Source organism: Micrococcus flavus (assembly GCF_014204815.1).
Lineage (GTDB): Bacteria > Actinomycetota > Actinomycetes > Actinomycetales > Micrococcaceae > Micrococcus > Micrococcus flavus.
In genome coordinates, this window is sequence record NZ_JACHMC010000001.1 from 650,092 (window position 1) to 663,523 (window position 13,432).

General features: G+C 74.2%; 14 protein-coding genes. 7 read left to right on the top strand and 7 right to left on the bottom strand.

Going from position 1 to position 13,432, the window contains the following annotated elements:
* The first annotated feature begins 22 nt into the window (after positions 1-22).
* The 3 genes from BJ976_RS03175 to BJ976_RS03185 all read left to right on the top strand — a co-directional run bounded on the left by BJ976_RS03175 (position 23) and on the right by BJ976_RS03185 (position 2,906).
* Positions 23-1,489, top strand: coding sequence for a serine hydrolase domain-containing protein (locus BJ976_RS03175; protein ID WP_135030656.1), 1,467 nt, complete (start codon positions 23-25; stop codon positions 1,487-1,489).
* Between the two features lie 44 nt (positions 1,490-1,533).
* The gene (locus BJ976_RS03180; protein ID WP_135030657.1) at positions 1,534-2,070 is read left to right on the top strand and encodes a P-loop nucleotide/nucleoside kinase family protein; all 537 of its coding nucleotides are present in this window, start codon (positions 1,534-1,536) and stop codon (positions 2,068-2,070) included.
* Positions 2,071-2,135: 65 nt separating this feature from the next.
* Complete coding sequence (locus BJ976_RS03185; protein ID WP_221419393.1) at positions 2,136-2,906, top strand: SDR family NAD(P)-dependent oxidoreductase; 771 nt, start codon at positions 2,136-2,138, stop codon at positions 2,904-2,906.
* On the opposite strand, the gene BJ976_RS03190 is transcribed toward BJ976_RS03185, so the two are convergent.
* Positions 2,887-3,534: a class I SAM-dependent DNA methyltransferase gene (locus tag BJ976_RS03190; RefSeq protein WP_135030659.1), complete on the bottom strand. Its 648-nt coding sequence runs from the start codon at positions 3,532-3,534 to the stop codon at positions 2,887-2,889. The genes BJ976_RS03185 and BJ976_RS03190 overlap by 20 nt on opposite strands.
* Before the next feature lie 54 nt (positions 3,535-3,588).
* Between BJ976_RS03190 and BJ976_RS03195 the strand changes: the two genes are divergently transcribed.
* Positions 3,589-4,260 (top strand): alpha-ketoglutarate-dependent dioxygenase AlkB family protein, encoded by a 672-nt coding sequence (locus tag BJ976_RS03195; protein ID WP_135030660.1) that lies wholly within the window; start codon positions 3,589-3,591, stop codon positions 4,258-4,260.
* Between the two features lie 55 nt (positions 4,261-4,315).
* A complete protein-coding gene (locus tag BJ976_RS03200; RefSeq protein ID WP_135030661.1) occupies positions 4,316-5,599 on the top strand; it encodes a hypothetical protein in 1,284 nt (427 codons plus the stop codon).
* A 56-nt stretch (positions 5,600-5,655) separates the two neighbouring features.
* Here BJ976_RS03200 and BJ976_RS03205 read toward each other — a convergent pair whose 3' ends face one another.
* The 6 genes from BJ976_RS03205 to BJ976_RS03230 form a co-directional block, all read right to left on the bottom strand.
* Complete coding sequence (locus BJ976_RS03205) at positions 5,656-5,997, bottom strand: DoxX family protein (RefSeq protein ID WP_135030679.1); 342 nt, start codon at positions 5,995-5,997, stop codon at positions 5,656-5,658.
* Between the two features lie 11 nt (positions 5,998-6,008).
* Positions 6,009-7,724 (bottom strand): thiamine pyrophosphate-binding protein, encoded by a 1,716-nt coding sequence (locus BJ976_RS03210; protein ID WP_229667395.1) that lies wholly within the window; start codon positions 7,722-7,724, stop codon positions 6,009-6,011.
* 79 nt (positions 7,725-7,803) lie between these two features.
* Positions 7,804-9,075: an NAD(P)/FAD-dependent oxidoreductase gene (locus tag BJ976_RS03215; protein WP_135030662.1), complete on the bottom strand. Its 1,272-nt coding sequence runs from the start codon at positions 9,073-9,075 to the stop codon at positions 7,804-7,806.
* A 32-nt stretch (positions 9,076-9,107) separates the two neighbouring features.
* The gene (locus tag BJ976_RS03220; protein ID WP_135030663.1) at positions 9,108-9,626 is read right to left on the bottom strand and encodes a DUF3253 domain-containing protein; all 519 of its coding nucleotides are present in this window, start codon (positions 9,624-9,626) and stop codon (positions 9,108-9,110) included.
* Entirely contained in the window at positions 9,623-10,504 is an 882-nt protein-coding gene (locus tag BJ976_RS03225) for a mechanosensitive ion channel family protein (protein ID WP_135030664.1), read from the bottom strand. The genes BJ976_RS03220 and BJ976_RS03225 overlap by 4 nt, the downstream gene beginning before the upstream one ends.
* On the bottom strand, positions 10,504-11,763 hold the full coding sequence (locus BJ976_RS03230; protein WP_135030665.1) for a DUF2254 domain-containing protein: 1,260 nt from the start codon (positions 11,761-11,763) through the stop codon (positions 10,504-10,506). The genes BJ976_RS03225 and BJ976_RS03230 overlap by 1 nt, the downstream gene beginning before the upstream one ends.
* 71 nt (positions 11,764-11,834) lie before the next feature.
* Here BJ976_RS03230 and BJ976_RS03235 point away from each other — a divergent pair, with 71 nt between their 5' ends.
* Together BJ976_RS03235 and BJ976_RS12220 are read left to right on the top strand one after the other, a co-directional pair.
* A complete protein-coding gene (locus BJ976_RS03235) occupies positions 11,835-12,353 on the top strand; it encodes a DUF421 domain-containing protein (RefSeq protein ID WP_135030666.1) in 519 nt (172 codons plus the stop codon).
* 59 nt (positions 12,354-12,412) lie between these two features.
* Positions 12,413-13,429 (top strand): GNAT family N-acetyltransferase, encoded by a 1,017-nt coding sequence (locus BJ976_RS12220; protein ID WP_376698701.1) that lies wholly within the window; start codon positions 12,413-12,415, stop codon positions 13,427-13,429.
* Positions 13,430-13,432: the final 3 nt, after the last annotated feature.

A 13,432-nucleotide genomic window follows, 5' to 3' on the forward strand; every position in this document is an offset into this window, starting at 1 on the left:
GCCGCGGCCTAGGCTGGCGGCCATGACCCAGACCACATCCGCCTCCGGCGCCCCCACCCGTCCGAGCCTCGAGCAGCTGCGGGACCTCGCCCCGTCCCTGTCCCGCTGGCTCGCCACCCAGGTGGAGGTGCGCCAGGTGCCCGGCGCGCAGGTGGCCGTGCGCCTCGGCGACGAGCTGGTGCTCTCCGAGGCGTTCGGCGAGGCGGACCAGGCCGTCGGGGAGGCGCTCACCACCGAGCACCTGTTCCGGGTGGCCAGCCACTCCAAGACCTTCACAGCGGTCGCCGTGCTGCAGCTCGTGGAGGCCGGCCGTCTCCGCCTGGACGACACCGTCGGCGACCTGCTCGAGGACTACGCGGACACCCCGCTGGCCGAGGCCACCGTCCGTGAGCTGCTCAGCCACACCTCCGGTGCGATCCGTGACGGCGTGGACGCCGACTTCTGGCAGCTGGACCGGCCCTTCCCGGACACCGAGGCCCTGCGGGAGGTGGTGGCCGAGCACGGCGCCACGTACGCCCCGCAGGAGCACTTCAAGTACTCGAACATCGGCTACGGCGTCCTGGGCGCGATCATCGAGCGCCTCACGGGCGCCGACGACGTCTCCCACGTGAGCACCGCGGTGCTCGAGCCGCTCGGCCTGGAGCGGACCAGCCCGGAGCTCGCCGACGCCCGGGACAGCGCCCCGGACGACGACGGCGCCGACGCGCCGCGCCTCGTCACCGGCCACTCGCGCCCGCACGGCCGGGACCGGGCCCGCGTCACCGTCGGCAACCCGACCACCGGCGCCCTGGCCGCGGCCACCGGGTTCGTCTCCACGGCGGAGGAGCTCAGCCGGTTCTTCGCCTCCCTCGCCCTGGGGCAGGGCGGGCTGCTCACCGACCGCGCTCTGCGCCTCATGCACCGGGCCGAGTCGAGCTTCCGGCGCGGGACCGGCACGGGCACGTACGGCCTCGGCCTGATCGGCATCACGGTGGGGGAGCGGCGTCTCGTGGGCCACTCCGGGGGCTTCCCGGGGCAGATCACCCGCACCCTCGTGGACCCGGACACGGCCCTCACCGTCTGCGTGCTCACCAACGCGGTGGACGGCCCCGCGGACGCGCTCGCCGTGGGCCTGGTGCAGCTGATCGACCTGCTCACCCGGCCCGCCGCGGACTGGCAGGCCCTGCCCGCCGGCGTCACCGAGGAGGACCTGCGGCGCCTGACCGGCCGCTACGGCAACCTCTGGGGCGAGACGGACATCGTGGCCGGCGGCGGCCGTCTGGTCATGCTCGACCCCGTCACCCCCGGACCGCTGGACGCGGCCCAGGAGCTGCGCGCCCTGGACGCCACCACGCTGCGCGTGGAGGACACGGACGGCTTCGGCGCCTCCGGCGAGCGGATCCCGTTCGAGGTCGACGACGACGGCCGGGTCACCCGGATGCGCGTCACCGGCGTCAGCAGCTGGCCCGAGGAACAGCACCGCGCCGGTGGCCGGGCCGACGGGAACTGACCCGCCGAGCACTCCCGTGTCCGGCTGCGGTCTACCGTAGGGGCATGGATCTCGTCGATCGGGGCGCACAGCCGCCCACGCCCGGACGGCTCGTCGTCGTGTGCGGACTGCCGGGCACCGGGAAGACGACCCTCGCCCGGGCCCTCGTGCGGGCGCGCGGCGGCGCCCACCTGCGGGTGGACGCCGTGGAGACGCCCTTCACGGCGGCGGGCGTCGACGTCGGGCCGCTCGGCTACGCCGCGGTGCGCGCGCTCGCGGCGGGCAACCTGCCACTGGGCACGGACGTCGTGGTGGACCTCGTGGACCCCCTTCCGGAGACCCGTCGTCTCTGGTCCTCGCTCGCAGCGGAGACGGGCGCGCCACTGACGGTCCTGGAGTGCGTCCTCCCGGGCGAGCCCGAGCACCGGCGGCGGGTCCAGGCCCGCGTCCCCGACCTCCCCGGACAGACCGTGCCCTCCTGGCCGGAGGTCGTCGGCCGGGAGTACGTGCCGTGGGACGAGGTCCGCGACGGGCCGCGCACCGAGGTGGAGACGACCGACGAAGGGCGTGCCCTGCGCGTCGCCCTGGAGGCCCTGCGATGAAGCGCCGCGCGCCGCTCCGCCGTGGGGGCGGCGACCCCCTCGACCTATCCACCGCCATCGTGGTGGTGACCGGCGCGAGTTCCGGCATCGGCGCGGCCTTCGCCCGGGCCCTGGCCGCCCGCGGTGCCGACCTGGTGCTCGTGGCCCGCCGCGCCGACCGCTTGGGGGCCCTGGCCGCGGACCTGCGGGCCGCCCACGGGGTCGCCGTCACCCCCGTGGCCCGGGACCTCGCCGCCCCCGACGCCGGCCGCGCCCTCCACACCGACCTCGCCGCCCGCGGTCTGCGTGTGACGGGCCTCGTGAACAACGCCGGGTTCGGCGCGTCCGGGCTGTTCACGGAGCAGCATCCGGACCGGCTGCAGGCGATGATCGCTCTGGACGTGGCCGCCGTCGTCGACCTCAGCCACGCCTTCCTGCCGGACCTGACCGCCGCGTCCGGCGGGTTCCTGGTGAACGTGGCGAGCGTGCTGGCGTACCAGCCCGCCCCGCGCATGGCCGTGTACGCGGCGGCCAAGGCGTTCGTGCTGAGCTTCACGGAGGCGCTGTGGGAGGAGCACCGGGCGACCGGGCCGCGCGTGCTGTGCGTGTCCCCGTCCAGCACGGACACGGAGTTCTTCGACGTCGCGGATCCGGACGGCATCTCCCGACGGCCACGAGCCGCCACGCCCGAGCGCGTGGTGGCCGCAGCGTTTGCGACACTGGAGCGGCGGAACCCGCCGCCGTCGATCGTCACGGACGACCGGTTCGTTCCCGTCCTCGCGCGCGCCCTGCCCCGCCGGGCGATGGTGCGCGCCGTGGGAGCGGTGCAGCGCGGGCTCAGCCGTCCGCGCGGCTGAGCAGCGCCACCAGGAAGTCCTCCGCCGGCGGGTGCAGCTGCCACGTGGAGAACCGGGCGTCCACGCGCCATCCGGTGGCCTCGGCGTCGGCGGCGAAGTCCTCGAACGGGTAGCCGCGGCCGGCGCCGAAGCCGGTGACCAGCCGACCGCCCGGGGCCAGGTGCGCCCGCATCCGCTCCAGGGCCGGTCGGCGCTCGGCCTCCGCGAGGAACGTGGGGACGTTGCCCGCGCACACGATCAGATCGAACGCCTCGGGGGTGCCGTCCTGGTCGGCGAGGGTGAACTCGGCCAGGTTCCCCACCTCCCAGCGCTGGGCCGGGAACCGCTCGCGCGCCACCGAGATCAGGTGCGGGTCCAGGTCCACGCCTGCCACCGAGTGGCCCAGCGCGGCCAGCCGGCCGCCGACCCGGCCGGTGCCGCAGCCGGCGTCCAGGATGCGGGCGCCGCGCTCGGCGAGGGCGTCCACCAGGCGGGCCTCGCCGTCGAGATCCCGGCCCATCTCCTCGAATCGATCCCACCGCTGCGCGTACCGGCGGGGGTGCTCCGGGTCCGCCCGGACCGCGGCGAGCCACACGTTCTCCTGCGGGGCGGGGACGGCGTCGGGCGTGGGGGCGGTGTGCGGGGTCATGCCAGTCAGTATGCGGGACGGCCCCGGCCGCCCGCCCCGCTACCGTGGACGCCCATGGAGCCCCTCTTCGGCGACGACGTCCTGGCCCGCCCCGCCGTGGCCCTGCCCGACGGCGCCCACCACCTCCCGGGGTTCCTCACCCTGGAGCAGCAGCGGTGGATCGTGGCCCGGTTCCACGAGTGGACGGCCGGGCCCGTGCCGCTGCGGGCCGCGCGGATCGGCGCGCACGAGATGAGCGTGCGCACCGTGTGCCTCGGCTGGCACTGGCGTCCCTACGCCTACTCCCGCGAGGCCGTGGACGTGAACGGCAACCGCGTCCTCGACGTGCCCGACTGGATGGTCCGCCTCGGCCGGTCCGCGCTCGCGGCGGCCACGGGGGACGAGGCGGCCACCGCGGCGTACACCCCGGACACCGCCCTGGTGAACCTCTACGAGGGCGACGCGCGGATGGGCATGCACCAGGACAAGGACGAGGTGTCCCGCACGCCCGTGGTGTCCCTGTCCATCGGGGACACGTGCCGCTTCCGGCTGGGGAACACCCGTACCCGCACGCGGCCCTGGCAGGACGTCGACCTGGCCTCGGGGGACCTGTTCGTCTTCGGCGGCCCCTCCCGCCTCGCGTATCACGGGGTGCCGAAGGTCTACCCGGGGACCGCGCCGGAAGGCTGCGGGCTGGCCTCCGGGCGGATCAACATCACCCTGCGGGAGACCGGCTTGGAGGGGTGAGCTGCTTGTTCAGAAGGACACGGTCGGCGGTCGCGGCCCGTCATACGCTGTGAGCATGACCACAGACAAGTCTGACCTTCAGGTGTTCCAGTCCGATGATGGACTGTTGGTGTGGGGACCTTCGGCCTCGATGGCGTTGTTCGACTCCAAGGCCGCGCGAACCGCGCGGCCTGTCCCACGTGACCTGCTGGGAAAAATGACTCTTGCAGCCGGTGTCATTGGTCTGGCACTCACAAGCGACGAGTACCGGGGCATCTACTTCCGACCCGACGATGAATCACTGGCATTCGCGCGCGAGCACGGAATCGACCTGAGGAACGTCACCAGTGGAGTCATGCGGGCCAAGGACATCGCCGGCGGCAAAGGCGGGGAGATTGCCAAGCATGTGGGCTTTGTCGCCGTTCCCCCCGATCCGACCCTCATGGTGCTGAGCGCCGTCCTGACAACGCAGATGTCGATCGTGGACCAGCTGGAGAAGATCCAGGACTACCTCAAAGAGATGGACCACAAGCTCGACCGCCTGATGAGGCAGCGGAAGCTCGAGGTCACAGGACTGCTCGGCGGGGTGGTCTTGGCCATCGACGAGGCAGAGACGGTCCAGTCCGCTACCGGGCACGTGTCCGAGGTCACGTGGTCCAAGGTGCAGGCCAACTCACTGGTGCTCCAGCAGATCCAGGCCGAGGCAGTCGCCCAGCTCGCTGCGATGGCGGACGAGATCATCGCGTGCAAGGACGACGTGGATGAGCTGGCTAAGGTTGTCCGCCGCGAGACGGAGGGCGTTCAGTTCTGGCTGGGTGTTCTGGCGCGAGCGGTTGCCACCCAGGACCGTCAACATCTTCTCGAACTGGCGCGTGTGGAGGGGCAGCACCCGGACCAACTGGAGGCACATAGACGTGGCCTCGTGGCGGCCCGGTCCCACCGCCTCGGCCGCATCACGGACGCGCTCCGACGCATTAACGAATCACTCGTCGGGGCCGGCACACTCACCAACTTCGGCTACGTTGCGAATCCGTTGTCCTCACGTGCTGTCACCCGTGGGTCTGAAGAGATCACCGGTCATGTCCTGACCTTCGCCGCCCATGCTGACGTCAATCTCGACGATCTGGGCCAGGTGGAGGGGAAGGCATGGCTGAGCGCGGTTCGCGGTCTCGCCGGGGATGTGAAGTCGGGCGTAGACGACACCGCATCGACCGCAGCCCGGCGTGTCGGACAGTTCAGCCGAGTCATCAAGACCGCAGGCGAGGAGCGTGCCCTGGCCCGCGCCGAGCGCATCCGCGCCCGCCGGGCCGCTGGTGCCGCCGTCGAGGATGCATCCGCCGATACGGATACGGAGGCCTGATCCGGCGCTGAGGTGCGGGGCGGGCTCACCGCCGGCCCCACACCCCGCCCTCCGTCTCAGCCCTCCCCGCGCGCGATCCGCACCGCGGACCGGATCATGGGGATCTGCAGCGGCAGCCGCCCGTAGGCGATGGCCTGCTTCGCCGCCGGGCGGTGCCGCCACCGCCACGCCATCCACATGTTGCCGGGCCACACGCCCACGAACAGGGCGGCGGCCGCGGCGCCTCCGGCCTGCCGCGTGGCCGGTGCCGCCAGCAGACCGGCCACGGCGAGTTCGGCCACCCCGGATCCGTACGTCCACGCACGGGCCGAGCCGGGCAGCGCCGGGGGGATGAGCTGGTCGAAGGGCTCGGGTCGCACGAAGTGCAGGACACCCATGCCGCCGAGGGCGGCGGCCATCACCGGGGCCTTCACGCGGCACCGCCCTCGGTGGAGGGGACCTCGATCGGCGGGACCATCATGGCGGGCCTGGGCCGCAGCGCCGGGACGTCCACCTCGATCATGGACGGCCCGCCCCGCTTGAGCGCCTTCTTCAGGGCCTTGTCGAAGCCCGTGGGACCGTCCACCTTCGTGTGGCGCAGGCCCACGGACTCGGCCAGCAGCGAGAAGTCCGGGGTCAGCAGGTCCACGGCCCGCTTCTTCGCCTTCCGCGCCTTCTGGATGTTGCGCAGCACGCCGTAGCCGCCGTCGTTGAACACCACCAGGACCACGTCCGGGGCTTCGGCCGCCAGCACGGCGAGCTCGCCCTGATGGACGGCCAGGCCGCCGTCGCCCACGATCGCCAGCACCGGGTCCTCGGGGCGTCCGACGCCGGCCCCGATCGCCATGGCCAGGCCCTGGCCGATGCCGCCGCCGGCGGCGAAGACGTTGTCCCGCGCGTCGTACACCTCGAGGAGCCGGTTGCCCCACGAGCTGCCGGGCACGGTGACGTCCCGGACGATGACGGCACGGCGGGGCAGGCGCCGGCGCATGGCGTCGCAGATCCCCGCGTAGGCGCCGATGTCCTTCCGGTGCGCCGCGCGCGCGGCGTGGGCGGCCCGGCGCACCCGCGTCGCCCAGCCGTCCTCGGTGGCGGTCTCCCCGAGCTCCTCCGTGAGGCCGGCGACGGCAGAGCGCGCGTCCGCCTGGAGGCCCACCGTGACGGGGAAGTTCTTGCCGATCACCTCGGCGTCCAGGTCGATCTGCACGTGCCGCTCCGGCAGCGGGAGGGCGAAGTTCTGCGTCTCGTTGCCGCGCAGGTGGGAGCCGATGGTCAGGAGGCAGTCCGCCTCCTCGTACAGAGGGAGCACCGCCTCGTCCGCGGGGAAGTTGCCGATCAGCAGGGGGTGGTCCTCCGGGACCGTGCCCCGGCCGTTGGTGCCCGTGAGCACGCCGGCGCCCCACGCCTCGGCGAGGGCCACCACGTCCGCTCCGGCCTGGCGAGCGCCGCCGCCGGCCCAGATGAGGGGACGGCGGGCCTCGCGCAGCGCCGCCGCGGCCCGCTCGATGTCCCGGCGGGCGCCCGTGCGCAGCGTCTCGGTCCGCTCGGTCGCCCTGTCCTGGTCGTCCGGCTTCGCCAGGTACTGCAGGTCGATGGGCCAGTCCACGCTCACCGGTCCGGAGGGGGCGGTGGCGGCCCGCTGCACGGCCTCGGTGAGCACGGCGCGGGCCTGGCGAGGGGTCTCCACCCGCAGGGCGTGGGCGCTGACGGCCTCGAGCATCTGCATCTGGCGCGGGACCTCGTGGTAGGCGCCCTTGCCCTCGCCGATCAGGTCCGCATTGATGTTGCCGGTGATGTGCAGGACCCGGCTGGAGGCGGCCATCGCCTCGAGCATGGAGCCGGCCGCGTTGCCCGCCCCCGTGCCCGTGGAGGTCAGCGCGACGCCGACCCCGCCCGTGGCGCGCGCGTAGCCGTCCGCGGCGTTGATCGCGGCGGCCTCGTGGCGCACGGGCACGAACCGCAGCTCGCGGTCCACGGCCTCCACCAGCGGGAGGTTGTGGATGCTGATCACGCCGAACGCCACGTCCACGCCGGCGTCCCGCATCACCTCCACGAGGACGTCGCCGCCGGTGCGCTCGTCCGGGACGAGGTCGCTCGTCGGGATCTCGTGGGCTTCGGTGCTGACATGGGACTTCTTCGCCATCATGGTCCTCTCGTTCCCGTGCGCCCGGATGCGGGCGGCGGCGCTGCCAGCCTAGGTTCACGGCCTCGGCCGGGTCGACGGGTCAGCCCCGTGCCCCCAGATCCTCCGCGACCGCGTCGGCCACGCGCGCGCCGGAGACCACGGCGCCCTGGATGGACGCGGTGTCCCGGTGGTCGCCGGCGGCGTAGACGCCCGGGGCCACCCCGGCGGGCCGGCGCAGCTGCAGGGGGACGGACTGCACGGGCAGGGCGTGGGCGACGTCGTCGCGCGCCAGCAGGTCCCACCCGGCGGCGTCCACACCCCAGATGCGGGCCGCGTGCAGGCGGGCGGCCTCATCCGTGACGCGGGCGGCGGCCGGGTCCAGCAGGGCCGTGGCCTGCACCAGCGGGGTCCCGTCCGGGGACAGGCCGGGCGCCACCGCACTCATCACGGCCGTGTGCACCAGCGGGCCGGAGCGGGTGCCGTCCACCGCCAGGAACCGCTCGTCCGGCGCGTTCGGGGCGCGGAACCACCACGTGGTCAGGCCGCGCGAGGGCACGTCCGCCTGACCCGTGACCGGGGCGAACGCCTCGGGTCCCACGGCCACCACGGCGGCCCGCGCGGTGAGCGCGCGCCCGTCCGCGGTGGCCACGCGGACGCCCGTGCCCTCCGGCGTCACCCGGTCCACGGCGACGCCGAGCTCCACCCGGGCGCCCGCGGCGCCGGCGCGGGCCGCCAGCTGGTCCGGCAGGGCCCGCACGCCGCGGGCGGGCACCCCCGGGGTGCCCAGGAGGAACATGCGCACCAGCAGCTGGACGAAGCGGTGCGAGGTGGTCAGGTGCGGGTCCGCGAGCACGCCCTGCAGGAACGGCTCGAGCACCGCCCGGCGCAGCGGCCCGGTCACGCCGGCCGCGTCCCACGCGGCGGTGAGCGGCGCGTCGTCGCCGTGCTTCGTCCGCCCCGGGGCGACGAGGGCGGGCCCCGCCCACCGCGCCAGTCCCGCGAGGGTCCGGGGCTCGAGAAGGCCGGTGCCGCGCGTCGTGCGCAGCATGCGGGCCACGGCGGCGGGCTCGCGCCGCGGATCGGCGAGCAGGGCCAGCCCGTCCGTGCCCCGCACGAGCACGCCAGCCCGGAACTGCTGGAGGTCAAGTGCCGCGAGGTCCGCGTGCTTCGGCAGGTCCGGGTAGGCGGGGTTGATCAGCTGGAAGCCCCGGTCCAGGACGAACCCGTCCACCGTCCGGGTGCGCTGCCGCCCGCCGACCTCGGCCTCCCGCTCCAGCACGAGCACGGACAGCCCGCGCTCGGCGAGGGTGCGGGCGGCCACCAGCCCGGCGAGGCCGGCTCCGACGACGATCACATCCTGATGCTCTGCCATGCGGCCAGTATGCCGGGGTCCTCCCCCGGCCGTCAGAGGCCGAGCGCCTCGCCGGGGGCCAGACGCACCGGTCCGCGCGCCGTGGCCACGTCCACGGCCTCTCCCTTCTGCGTCACGACGACGACGTCGGCCGCCGCCAGCTCGCCCGCCACCTCCCGGGCCACGGGCATCAGGTCCCGCCAGTCCTCCCCGCCGACCACGCGAGCCGCGTCCGAGGGGCAGATGGTCGTCCCCTCGCCGCGGTGGCGCAGCAGGGTGCGCATGGCGGCGGCGAGCCGCTCGCGCCGGCCCTGATCGGTGGGCTCCCACCACGGGTCCCCGCGCTCGCCGAGCGCCACCTTGGCGTCCTGGACGCGGAACCGGACGCCGTCGCCGCGGCTCTTCACCAGTCGCCGGGCCGTCATGAGCTCCTTGACCAGCTCCGCGTGCAGGGCCTCGGGGATGTGCGGGTCCGTGGCGCGCCACTTGCGGCCGTTCACGATGATGTGGTGCCCGTCGGGCGTCCTCTCGGGCCCGGGGCGGTCGGCAGTGGGGGTGTCCTGGTCCGTCATGGGGTCTCCTCGTCGGGGGTGGCAGGGGCGGGGGAGATGCGGCCGGGGTCGGAGGTCCCGGTGAGACGGTCCAGGGCGCGGCGCAGCTCCGGCCCCGCGTCCACGATCCGCACGTCGTTGCCGGTGCGCACGCCCTGGGTGGTGAACGCCCGCAGCACCGAGGCGATCACGGCGTCCTGGGCCTCGCGCGTCTCCATCTGGCGCGCCCCGGACCAGAAGCGCAGCTCGAGCTCCACCGTGGTCACGCCCACCGAGGTGAGCAGGGCCTGCGGCGCCGGGTCCGTGAGCACCGAGGGCAGGGCCGCCATGGTCTCCACGGCCACCGCGCGGGCGCGGTCCAGGTCCGTGGCGTCGTCGAGGTCCAGGGACACGGACGAGCGCACCGCGTTGAAGCCGGTCTGCACGGTGACCGCGTTCGAGTGCAGGATCTGGTTGGGCAGCAGCACGAGGCGCCCGTCGAAGGTCTTGATGCCGGTGGCGGACAGGCCCATCTCCACCACGGTGCCGGCGTGGTCGGCCACGGCGATCTGGTCGCCCACCCGGAAGCGGTCCCGGGCGAGGATCACCATGCCGGCGAACATGTTGCCCAGCACCGTCTGGAACGCGATGCCTGCCGCGATCGAGATGACACCGATCCCGCCGAAGACGTCCACGGGCTTGACGCTGGGGAAGACCACCGTGACGGCGGCGCCGAGGGCCAGGACGGTGAGGCCCCCCGCCACGAGGGAGCCGAACACGCGGGCGGCGCTGGGGCTGCGGCCGCCCCGCGTCAGCGCCCAGGTCACGCCGGAGCCCACGAGGCGCCCCAGGGCATAGCCGAGGACGGCGACGGCCAGGCCGACGCCGACCGCGGTCGGGGTGATCGGGGGCAGGTCCATCAGGCGTCCTCCAGACGTCGGGTCACGAGGGCACGCGTCCGCTCCAGGGCGGTGCGGTGCCGGTCCAGGGTCACGTCCTCGAGCTCGTCGAGGAGGGTCGCGAGCCGGCGCGGGATCTGCACGCCGCCCGCGCCGTAGTGCGCGATCTCCTCCACGCCCAGGGTCAGCAGCTCGGCCACGGTCGCCGGGCGGATCCGCAGCCGGGCCACGCCGTCGTCGTCGGCGACGTGCCGCGGGCGGTCGTGGCGGCGCACGGCCGTGCCGAGCACCCGGCGCAGCTCGAAGACCACCTGGGTGGCCGTCGTCGGATCGTTGATCCCGGGGGACAGGGCCCGCTCCGCCACGTCCACCAGCTGGCGGACGCCGAACCCCGGATCGTGGGTGGACCGCCGCTCGGCGGCCAGCACCACTGCATCCTCGACGGCGTCGCGGACGTCGTCGGTGACCTCGCCCCACACGCGGGCCAGCGGCGTCCCGGGCGCCAGGAACGCCCCCGGGGCGGGCAGGAGGTCGAGGTGCAGGTCCTTCTCGTGCGCCAGGGTCGTCAGGCGCTGCTCGTCCACCTCGACGACGTGGCCGTGGCGGTCGCCCACCCGGACGAGGGAGGGGGTGCCACGGGGCTCCCAGTCGGCCTGCTCGGGCAGCGTGTCCTCGTCCGGGAAGTACTCCGCCACAGCGGCGCACGTGGCGTCCCCGACCCGGCTGACGACCTGGGAGACCTGGATGAGGGACATGATCGTGCGGATGAACGCGGGGAACAGGATGAAGGCTGTGAGCACCAGGAGATAGGCCAGGGACACGGACAGCTGCGGCACGAACGCCTCGGCGTCGTCCGCCGCGCCGCGCACCTCCCGGAGCACCGTGAGCGCGTACACGAACGACGCCACGAAGACGCCGAGCGTCCACTGCGTGATGCGGGTGGACAGGAAATCCTGCAGGATCCGCGGGCTGAACTGGCTGGAGGCCAGCTGCATCACGACCATCGTGATCGAGAAGACCAGACCGGTCACGGAGATCATGGCGCTCGCGATGGTCCCCAGCACGCTGCGCGCCCCGGCCGGGCCGCCCGGGAAGGCGACCCCGATCTGGTGGTGGAGGGCGGCGTCGAGCAGGGGCAGGACGAAGCCGAGCGCCACTGCGGCGATCGTGACGAGGGCGGGGATCACCCAGAAGGGCTCGAAGAGGCGGCGCAGCGGGGACGCCCGGTGCACGGCATGGGGCTCCCGGACGACCGGCACCCGGGCGACGGCGTGGTTCATGGGGGACAGTCAACCAGGCGAGGCGTGGCCGAGGGCCGACGCGCCGCACGCACGGGCGGCAGACTGGGGGGATGCTCGTCCCCTCCCTCGACGCCCTGATGCGCATCCTCATCGTCACCCCGCTCATCTACCTGGCCGCGGTGGTCCTGCTGCGCGTCAGCGGCAAGCGGTCCCTCGCCAAGCTCAACGCCTTCGACCTGATCGTCACCGTGGCCCTCGGCTCCGTCCTGGCCAGCACCGTGACCTCCTCCAACACGGCCCTGCTCTCCGGAGTGGCCGGGTTCGGCCTGCTGCTCCTGCTGCAGATCCTGGTGTCCTGGCTGACCTCGCGACGCCACGTGACATCCTCCGTGGTGCGCTCCGAGCCCACGCTCGTGGTGCGTCACGGCGAGTTCCTCCCGGACGCCCTCGCCGAGGTGCGGCTCACCGAGGACGAGGTCCGCCAGGCGGTGCGCTTCCAGGGCGTCGGCGGCCTGGACCAGGTGGCGGCGGTCTGCCTGGAGTCCGACGGGTCCGTCTCCGTCATCACGGACTCGAGCGTGGGGGACGGCTCGGCGCTCACGGATGTGCGGGGGTGGCGGGCGGACTGACCCGCCGGCCGGTCGGACCCGCCGCTGCCCCGGGGCGCGCCCATGGGTAGGGTGAGCGGATGGAGACCGTCCCCGTCTCGCCCGAGCCCGCCGTCGACCTGCGCCCCGTGGCGGCCAAGGACGAGGAGTTCCTCTGGGGCTGGCTGCACGGGACGCCGGACCCGGAGTGGAAGCGCTGGGACGCCCCGTACTTCCACGCCGGGGACACGCCGGTCCCGGACCGGTCTGCGTTTGCCGTCACGCACGCCCGACACGTCGAGGACCGGCACCGGCGGATCGTCGCCGTGGACGGCGCCTCCGTGGGTCTGGTGACCCGGTACGAGGAGGCCCCCGCCGGCGGAGGCTGGTGGGAGCTGGGGATCTTGCTGTTCGACCCGTCACGCTGGGGGCGGGGGATCGGACGCCGTGCGCTGGCGGCGTGGACGGACGCGACCTTCGCGGAGACCGATGCGCACCTGATCACCCTGACCTCGTGGTCCGGCAACGAGCGCATGGTGGCCTGCGCCCAGCATGCGGGGTACACGTCCGTCGCCCGCGTCCCCGAGGCCCGCGCCTGGGACGGGCGGCGCTGGGACTCGGTCCGCCTGGGCCTGCTGCGCGCCGAGTGGCAGGCGGCCCGCACTCCCGCCGCCGACGACGCCGCCCCGCTCACGCCCCCGGATATCGCCTTCCGCGAGGGTGAGGTCCCGGCGGCCGAGGACCTTCGCCGGCTCTACGACGCGGTCGGCTGGAGCGCCTACACCCAGGACATGGAGACGCTCGCGGCGGGGGTCGCCGGGTCTTCCCGTGTGGTGACCGGGTGGGCGGGCGACGTCCTGGTGGGGCTGGCCCGGGTGGTCTCGGACGGCCACACCATCGCGTACCTGCAGGACCTGCTCGTGGACCCGGCGCACCAGCGGCGGGGGATCGCCTCGGAGCTGCTGCGCCGCGTGTTCGCCCCCTACGTCCATGTCCGCCAGCACGTGCTGATCACGGACGCCGAGCCCGGCCAGCGCGCCTTCTACGAGGCCGCCGGGTTCTGCGAGATCCGGGACGGCCGGTCCCCGGGTCGGGCGTTCGTGCGCTTCGCCGCCTGACGC

What these genes read in the sequence shown, in the direction of transcription:
- BJ976_RS03205 (WP_135030679.1), bottom strand. Translation starts at nt 5,997, where the DNA reads ATGGCCGCCGCCCTCGGCGGCATGGGTGTCCTGCACTTCGTGCGACCC.
- BJ976_RS03200 (WP_135030661.1), top strand. Translation starts at nt 4,316, where the DNA reads ATGACCACAGACAAGTCTGACCTTCAGGTGTTCCAGTCCGATGATGGA.
- BJ976_RS03215 (WP_135030662.1), bottom strand. Translation starts at nt 9,075, where the DNA reads ATGGCAGAGCATCAGGATGTGATCGTCGTCGGAGCCGGCCTCGCCGGG.
- BJ976_RS03190 (WP_135030659.1), bottom strand. Translation starts at nt 3,534, where the DNA reads ATGACCCCGCACACCGCCCCCACGCCCGACGCCGTCCCCGCCCCGCAG.
- BJ976_RS03210 (WP_229667395.1), bottom strand. Translation starts at nt 7,724, where the DNA reads ATGATGGCGAAGAAGTCCCATGTCAGCACCGAAGCCCACGAGATCCCG.
- BJ976_RS03225 (WP_135030664.1), bottom strand. Translation starts at nt 10,504, where the DNA reads ATGGACCTGCCCCCGATCACCCCGACCGCGGTCGGCGTCGGCCTGGCC.
- BJ976_RS12220 (WP_376698701.1), top strand. Translation starts at nt 12,413, where the DNA reads ATGGAGACCGTCCCCGTCTCGCCCGAGCCCGCCGTCGACCTGCGCCCC.
- BJ976_RS03220 (WP_135030663.1), bottom strand. Translation starts at nt 9,626, where the DNA reads ATGACGGACCAGGACACCCCCACTGCCGACCGCCCCGGGCCCGAGAGG.
- BJ976_RS03175 (WP_135030656.1), top strand. Translation starts at nt 23, where the DNA reads ATGACCCAGACCACATCCGCCTCCGGCGCCCCCACCCGTCCGAGCCTC.
- BJ976_RS03235 (WP_135030666.1), top strand. Translation starts at nt 11,835, where the DNA reads ATGCTCGTCCCCTCCCTCGACGCCCTGATGCGCATCCTCATCGTCACC.
- BJ976_RS03230 (WP_135030665.1), bottom strand. Translation starts at nt 11,763, where the DNA reads ATGAACCACGCCGTCGCCCGGGTGCCGGTCGTCCGGGAGCCCCATGCC.
- BJ976_RS03195 (WP_135030660.1), top strand. Translation starts at nt 3,589, where the DNA reads ATGGAGCCCCTCTTCGGCGACGACGTCCTGGCCCGCCCCGCCGTGGCC.
- BJ976_RS03180 (WP_135030657.1), top strand. Translation starts at nt 1,534, where the DNA reads ATGGATCTCGTCGATCGGGGCGCACAGCCGCCCACGCCCGGACGGCTC.